This window comes from Beijerinckia sp. L45 (assembly GCF_009765775.1).
In the GTDB taxonomy this organism is placed as follows: domain Bacteria; phylum Pseudomonadota; class Alphaproteobacteria; order Rhizobiales; family Beijerinckiaceae; genus RH-AL1.
In genome coordinates this window covers 1-7,026 of record NZ_LMUU01000218.1, presented here as the reverse complement: position 1 = coordinate 7,026, position 7,026 = coordinate 1, and the positions used below count along the sequence as shown (strand labels likewise).

The window sequence follows — 7,026 nt, the reverse complement described above, 5'->3', positions numbered from 1 at the left end:
CGAGACCGTCTGGGGCCGCGGCTACATGCTGCGCGATCCCGCATCGATCGCGATGGCCGCGTAGCAGCGATGGCCGGCGATCCTTTCGACCCGCCTCATCCCTGGGATGTGCCGCCACCGCCGCGGCCGTCCCGACCCCATTCCGGTCTCTGATCGGTTAGACGCCGCCGCGCAGCCACGGATGTAATGGCCGCGGCGGCCGTCGCTTTTTTCCCGAGCCTAAAGAGGCCAGCCAATGCTGAAGGTCCTCGTCCTGATCTGCGCGTTCTCGACGGACCCATCGGCCTGCGACATCCATTCGGCCATGGACGTCATCACCACGGCGCGCGTGAACACGCCGCAGCAGTGTGGCTTCATGGGTCAGGCCATGCTGGCGCCGACCACGTTGGTCCCGGATCCGAGCAAGCAGTACATGAAAATTGTCTGCGTCCGGGACGACCAGGCGGCGCGCTGAAAGCCTGCCTGCCTTGATCAAATCCGGCGATTTCCGAACTCTCCTGAGACTTCGGAAATCCAGTCGAAGTTTCGGCGATTGTTAAGACAAATCAAAGCATTAGCGAGCGCCGAAATGCAGATCGTTTCGATCAACGGTATCGAGCACATCGTGCTGCGGAAACGACAGACTGTTGGCAAGACCACAGACCTTCTTCTCGTCGATCGAGAAAAGGGCTTTGTCACGACGGTGACCCAAACGCCGGCACCGCCGCCACGTGAACGCTCCCCTGCCGAGCTTTACGCTAGCCGGTTTCGACTCTAGCGCATGCTTGCCTCGAAGCGCGTCGCTCGGCTCAAAAAGCGGAGCGGCGAGGCCAACGAGGCCAAGGCGGAGATCGCCACAAAGGCTGCGGCCTACCTTCGCGTTTCGACGGAAGAACAGGTTCAGCACGGCCACGGGCTCGGCAACCAGGAACGCGCGGTTCGCGCCTTCGCGGAATCGCAGGGCTACCAGCTCGTCGACGTGATTACGGATCCTGGTGTGTCCGGCGCGACCAAGCCGGCCGAGCGCCCGGGCTTCGGCAAGCTGCTCGAGCTCGCCGAGCGTCAAGCTTTCTCGGTGCTGCTCGTCTACAAGTTTGATCGCCTGGCGCGCCAGATCGTCTACGCCGTTACGGCGGTAAACGATCTGTCCGAGCGCTTCGGCATCGTGATCCGCTCCGTCAGCGAGCCGATCGACACGGCCACCCCGATGGGCCGGACAGTTTTCGCGGTGCTTGCCGGCATGGCCGAGCAAGAACGACAAGCCATTACCGAGCGTACGCATGGCGGGCGCCGCGAGAAAGCTACCAAGGGCGGTTTCGCCGGCGGCGCCGCGCCGTTGGGATATTCCCGCGATCGCGAAGGCGGTCTCCTCATCGATGAGGACCAGGCCGCGACGGTGCGGCGGGTCTTTGAGTTGCGCAAAGACGGCGCGACGTTGCAGGCGATCGCCGATCGGTTGCAGGCCGAGAAGGTGAAGACGCAGCGCGGCGGCCGATGGCGGCCGAGCCAGGTCGGCTACATCCTCGACAATCCGAAATACAAGGGCGCCGTCGAGTACTTGTTTCGCTGGCAGGGTGCCGAGACGCACGTCCTTAAGCGCGGCAAGCACAAGGCAATCGTGAAAGGCTGAGCGATGCTGACGCCCGATCAATACCAGCGCCTGCCGCACCTGGCGCGCGAGATCGTCGTATTCGACCGCGCGATCCGCGCCGAAAAGACGGCGCCGGTCGCTCACCTCGAGGGTTTTCGCCAACTGCGCTCCCAGCGCGCGGCTTTGGTGGAGGCCGCCGATCGAACCTGGGGCGCGCCGATCCGCGGCGACGGCGCCACGCGGTCGTAGCGTCAGAAAGCCAGAAAGCGCGATCGATGACGAAGCCGAAACCCGCGTCCGAGCTCAGGCCGAAAAAGCTGCAGGTCACTGAGATGACCGCAGGCCAGCTGGCCGACGAGCATCGTGGATACACCTTTGCCAAAAACCGCGCCAAGGATCGGCTGAAGGAAATCGAGGCCGAGCTCGATCGACGTGGCCTGTTCTGCGCTCAGGGCCAGCAGGCCTTCGTCACGCGTCAGCTTGCCGACATCGGTCTCGTTGATCTCAAACGTCTGCGCGCGGATCTCGGCGACGGCATTTGGATCGAATACCGGATCCCAGGCTCCGAGGAGTTCTGGCGCTCAGGGACTTTGAAGAAGGATCAGACCGGATGAAGGTCGCGTTCGACACGATCCAGACCAACGAGACGGTTTTTCGCGGCACACTCGATTTTGCTCAGTTGAGCGAGGTTTTGCTCAAAGTGCTTTCCGAAGGCGTAGGCCTTGAAGGTTGCGACGGCCTAAATCTCTGCTTCAAAGTTGCCGGTGAGTGGTATGCGCCGACAATAGAGTGGAGCCTGACGCAAGAGATGTAAAAGGGACGCCGAATCCGATTTCGAAGCCCTCAAATTGCAAGTCATCGAACCTGATTGGTGATGAAGATATGGGCAGTAACCTGCATGTTGCTGTCTGAAGCCGGCTCAGGACCGGTCTCGCTGGCAATGCCGCCGGCCTCAAGCGCCTCTGAAAGTGCCGACGCAAATTGCCGATCGTTGCTCATAATTTTAACACCAGTATGCGAACGATAGATATTCGGAGGACCGCCTATCATCCCGATAATACATTTCCAGCCTGCAACTCTGTTTAAAACATCATTAAGTACGGTTGAAACTTGGTGGCAATCGGAGCAAGCCAAATCGTAGGTGAGGTCAATCACTGTATCGCCCCGTCCTAGCAAGTTGAACGCGTCTAATAGTTTTGTTTGCTGCGCAGGACTGATGTCTCTCGGCTTCAACCTCGACACATCTTGCCGGAGCTCCATACGGCCGGATCGCTCGGCCTCAATTTGAGCCTCGAGTTGCAAACTTCGTTCCTTTGAAAGAGCCGTCTCCTTCTCTAGGGCTGCTACTCTTGCGTTTGCTTTCGACGACTCGGCTTGAGCCTGAGAACCCAGTGCTTGGGCAGCGGTAACCTCTTTCTGTGCGCTAGCTTGATATTCCTTCAGAGCAAGGTCCTTATTGGCACCGGAAATTGTAGATAATCGCCATAAGGCTACGCTGAAAAATAAAGCCGCCGCTACCGAGACCAGATAAGCCACGTTCGTCAGACCCAATAGGTCGTCGACAGAGAGTCCGAGTATGCTACCCCCCTGGCTGTTCATAGGTTTTACTCTTTTCATGCTGGTCATGGTGCTCGCCATAATCGGATTCGGAATTTCCGATGCTAAAAAACGGCATCGTGATCATCGCTAACACGACCTTTCAGGACCGATCATCTCACATTTCTCAGATATTCACATGACTTGCAAAGGGTGTGCTGCACGTCGCCTAGTTGCAGCGGCGATCGGCCGGCGTGTTTTGGCTAAAATTAGACCGACCCAGACTCGGACGATCACCCAGCAAATCAAAGCCTTTCACGTGGAGCAGAAGCGCCATGCCGCCGATGCTCGAGGTAAAGCTTGATCCCGCCCAGCTCGAGAAGCTCGGCAACCTGATCGGAGCCGCCGGCAAGAACGCGCCGGCGGCGCTCGCTCGCGCGATCAACCACACCGGCGACAAAGCTAAGACGGCGATGACCCAGGCGCTGACGGTGCAGACCGGGCTCAAGCGCAAGGTCATCGTCAAGGCGCTGAAGGTGTCGAAGGCCTCGGCGTCGACGATGACGTACACAATCCGCAGCGCCGGTGGCGATATCGGCTTGAAGTACTTCGGTGCGCGCGAAACTCGTTCTGGCGTGAGCGCGGCCCCGTGGGGACGGCGGCAGATCTACGCGGGCACCTTCATGAAGGGCGGCCGCTTCCCGAACAGAGTAGCCATAAGCAAGCTCAACGGCCAGGTGATGAAGCGTACGGGATCGGGACGAGCGCCGATCGCTAAGCAGAGATCCGGCCTGTTCATTCCGGTTGAGATGGTGAGCGGCGCGACCGCCGCGGCGTTCGACACGGTAGCCACGCGCGACCTGCCCGACAGGCTCGTGCACGAGTTGATGAGGATCATCGGACCATGACCTGCGACGGCGCTCAGCGAGCTCGGCAGGGCCTCTGCGACTCCCTCAGATTTTCAGGGTCCTTCCGCAGCCGGCGCCCGCTGCGGAGATAAGCACCCCGGGGGAGGGGTAGTCTGACCCTCTTTTGAAAGCCTAAAAAGCGTCTGGCCTAAAGAGCGGATCAGGCCCCGCCGAACGTTGTTTTTGATGAGTTTTTCTCTGATTTTCGCTTTTTAGGGTCTAAAAAGCGGACCTAAAGAGACCTGGATGATCGGGGCTGCCATGACGGCGCCAACCGCGGTTTCGAAGAGCGAGTTCGCCAAGATCTGCGGCGTTTCGCCGGGCCGGGTCACCCAGTGGATCGACGAGGGCAAGCTCAACGGCGCCGCCCTTGTCGGCGAAGGTCGATCGGCTCGGATCAACGTCGAGATCGGTCAGCGCCAGGTCAATCTCCGCCGCGACGTCGGCCAGGCGCTCGGCAATGGCCTTGCGACCAAACTCGAGGCGCCGGCGCGCCGCGTTCACGAGGATCGCGAGGAGGACCTCGGCGACGGCGCGACGGACGACGTCGACCGCAAGCTGAAGCTCGCCAAGCTCGAGGCCTCCGAGCGGGCGAACCGCATGGCGGCGATCGAGGAGGCCGCGGCGCAGGGCCTGTACACGGACACGGCGTCGTCTCGATCCGAAATGGGCAAGATCGCCGGCCAGATGGTCCGGATCTTCGAGGGTGCGCTGCCGGAGATCGCCACAGCGCTTGCCGCGGAGTTCAAGCTCGAGACGCGCGACGTCACCCATCACCTGAACGAGCAGTTCCGGAAGTTCCGCGAAAAGGCTGCTTTGATCGCCGAGGCAGCGGCGGGTGCCATTCCCGAGACGCTTCCCGACGCAGCCTAGAGAACGCACCCATGGCGGTCCTGGCAAATGCCGCGCGTCTGGCACAAGAGGCCATCGCGGCGTGTTTGAAGCCGCCGGCGAAGATCGACTACCTCGCCTGGGCCGTGCGCAACATCGTCTTCACGAAGCGCGAAAGTCCAGAACCGGGCCCGTATAACCCCGACCGCTTCTCATACTGGACCGAGGTCCTTCACGCGCTGTCGCCGGCGGATCCTTGCCGCATCGTGACGCTCGCTAAGTCGGCGCAGCTCGGCGGTACCGCGCTCGCCAACATCTTCACCGGCGGCTCCATGGAAATGGACGCCGGCGACCTGATGTACGTCCACCCGACGGACAACAACGCCGAGCGTTGGTCGAAGATGAAGCTCACGCCGATGTTGCGTGGGACGCCTTCGCTTCGAGCGCTCTTTCCCGAGAAGAGCCGCGAGGGCGGCAACTCTGTGCTCTACAAGGAGCGCGCCGACGGCCGCGGCGCCATCCTGATCTCTGGCGCCAATTCGCCGGCGTCGCTGTCGCAGGTCACCGTGGGCCGCCAGGTCCAGGACGATCTGTCTAAGTGGGAGATCAATCCCGCCGGCGACCCGGAGGCCCAGGCTGATTCTAGGTCGCGCGCGATCACCTTCGCCAAGATCTTCAAGATCTCGACGCCGTTGGTCATGCCCGGCTGTCGGATCACGAAAAGCTATAAGGCCGGATCGCAGGAGCGTCTGTTCGTCCCGTGCCCGCATGCTGGCTGCGGCCACATGCAGACGCTCGACTGGGACAACATGCTGTCGAACCTCGACCCGGACATTCCGGAGCGTGCGTTCTTCACCTGCGTCGCTTGCGAACAGCCGATTGAGGAGCACCAGCGCGCCTGGATGCTGAAGCGCGGCGAATGGCGCGCCGCCAACCCCAAGATGAAGCGGATCCATCGGTCCTTCTACATCTGGTCGGCCTACAGCAACCTTCAGTCCTGGGCCCAGATCGCTTTCGAGTGGTTCAAGGCCAAGGGCGATCCCGAGTCGGAGAGGGTTTTCCTCAACGACACGGTCGGTCAGGCCTTCGAAGCGACGAGCGAGGCGCCCCCCTGGGAAGCGTTGCGCGATCGCGGCGAGGGCTCGACTTACGTTCGCGGAACCCTGCCGAAGGGCGCACTGCTGCTCACGCTTGGGATCGACTGCCAGGTCGATCGTGTGGAATGGCAGGTCGTCGCCTTCGGCCGCGGCAATCGACGCTGGGTCATCGAATACGGCGTCACGCCCGGCCATATAAGCGAACCCGCCACGCGGGATCTGCTCGACGGACTGATCGAGCAGAGCTACCCGAACAGTGCCGGCCGGCCGATCAAGCCGGATCTCACGGCGATCGACGGCAATGCCTGGACCGAGGATGTCTGGGGCTGGGCAAGCCGTCACCCGTCCTCGCGCGTGATCATGGTGCGCGGCGCCAACCGCGACACGTCGCCGGTGCTGGAACAGGTGCGCAAGGAGCGCAACGCGGCGGGCAAACCGTTGAAGTACTCGAAGCGGTTCTACAATTTCGGCACCTCGGTGCTGAAGATGGCGCTCTACCGCAATCTGCTGAAGAAGGATCCGGAAGAGCCGGGCCACGTCTTCTTCCCGCAGGGCCTCGAGGACGAATATTACCGGCAGCTCACCGCCGAGCGTCGTAGCAGCGTCAAACGCTTCGGGGTCGAGGTGTTCCGTTGGCTCGTCGAGCCCGGGCAGCGCAACGAAGGTCTCGACACGCACCTGCAGGCGGAAACGGCGGCCAACCGGCTTGGTCTCCGCAGCATGCCCGACCGGCGCTGGGACTTTTACGAGGCGACGCGGGAAGGCCCGATCGACAGCGAGGGCGATCTCGTGGCGACCGGCATCCCTCAATCACCACGGCAGCAGGCCGAACACGCCCGTCAGGCCGCGGTCGCACAGACGTCTGCCGCTGGCCCTACGCAGCCGCGGACGCCACGCGAGCAGGCCGAGTTCGCCCGCTTCGGCACGATAGGCGGCGTTCCCGTTGCAAAGGCCCCGAAGGCGGCGCCGGCGCCTGCTGCCTCGAGCTGGGCCAGTCTCTTGAAGAAAGCGCGATGATGGCTCCCTTCACCACGGGCTTTACGGCTCTGCAGCTGGCCCAGCTCGAAACGAACATCGCGCTCGG

General features: G+C 62.2%; 10 protein-coding genes. 9 read left to right on the top strand and 1 reads right to left on the bottom strand.

From position 1 onward, the window contains the following. Window positions 1–235 precede the first annotated feature (235 nt). From GSQ79_RS23490 to GSQ79_RS23465, 6 genes are all read left to right on the top strand, one after another. Window positions 236–454, top strand: a complete 219-nt coding sequence (locus tag GSQ79_RS23490; RefSeq protein ID WP_158811202.1) for a hypothetical protein — start codon at window positions 236–238, stop codon at window positions 452–454. Window positions 455–568: 114 nt separating this feature from the next. Continuing rightward, entirely contained in the window at window positions 569–757 is a 189-nt protein-coding gene (locus GSQ79_RS23485) for a hypothetical protein (RefSeq protein WP_158811201.1), read from the top strand. A gap of 3 nt (window positions 758–760) precedes the next feature. Further along, the gene (locus GSQ79_RS23480) at window positions 761–1,609 is read left to right on the top strand and encodes a recombinase family protein (RefSeq protein WP_158811200.1); all 849 of its coding nucleotides are present in this window, start codon (window positions 761–763) and stop codon (window positions 1,607–1,609) included. Between the two features lie 3 nt (window positions 1,610–1,612). Then, window positions 1,613–1,819, top strand: coding sequence for a hypothetical protein (locus tag GSQ79_RS23475; RefSeq protein WP_158811199.1), 207 nt, complete (start codon window positions 1,613–1,615; stop codon window positions 1,817–1,819). Window positions 1,820–1,845: 26 nt separating this feature from the next. Beyond that, entirely contained in the window at window positions 1,846–2,184 is a 339-nt protein-coding gene (locus GSQ79_RS23470) for a hypothetical protein (protein WP_158811198.1), read from the top strand. After that, window positions 2,181–2,384, top strand: a complete 204-nt coding sequence (locus tag GSQ79_RS23465; RefSeq protein ID WP_158811197.1) for a hypothetical protein — start codon at window positions 2,181–2,183, stop codon at window positions 2,382–2,384. Before GSQ79_RS23470 ends, GSQ79_RS23465 begins: the two co-directional genes overlap by 4 nt. A 41-nt stretch (window positions 2,385–2,425) precedes the next feature. On the opposite strand, the gene GSQ79_RS23460 is transcribed toward GSQ79_RS23465, so the two are convergent. Further along, window positions 2,426–3,196, bottom strand: a complete 771-nt coding sequence (locus GSQ79_RS23460) for a hypothetical protein (RefSeq protein WP_158811196.1) — start codon at window positions 3,194–3,196, stop codon at window positions 2,426–2,428. Window positions 3,197–3,441: 245 nt separating this feature from the next. On the opposite strand from GSQ79_RS23460, the gene GSQ79_RS23455 reads away from it, so the two are divergent. The 3 genes from GSQ79_RS23455 (at window position 3,442) to GSQ79_RS23445 (ending at window position 6,959) form a co-directional block, all read left to right on the top strand. Next, complete coding sequence (locus GSQ79_RS23455) at window positions 3,442–4,014, top strand: phage tail protein (RefSeq protein ID WP_246725531.1); 573 nt, start codon at window positions 3,442–3,444, stop codon at window positions 4,012–4,014. 246 nt (window positions 4,015–4,260) lie between these two features. Beyond that, window positions 4,261–4,887: a hypothetical protein gene (locus GSQ79_RS23450; protein WP_158811195.1), complete on the top strand. Its 627-nt coding sequence runs from the start codon at window positions 4,261–4,263 to the stop codon at window positions 4,885–4,887. Window positions 4,888–4,898: 11 nt separating this feature from the next. Then, window positions 4,899–6,959, top strand: coding sequence for a phage terminase large subunit family protein (locus GSQ79_RS23445; protein ID WP_158811194.1), 2,061 nt, complete (start codon window positions 4,899–4,901; stop codon window positions 6,957–6,959). The last annotated feature ends 67 nt before the right edge of the window (window positions 6,960–7,026 follow it).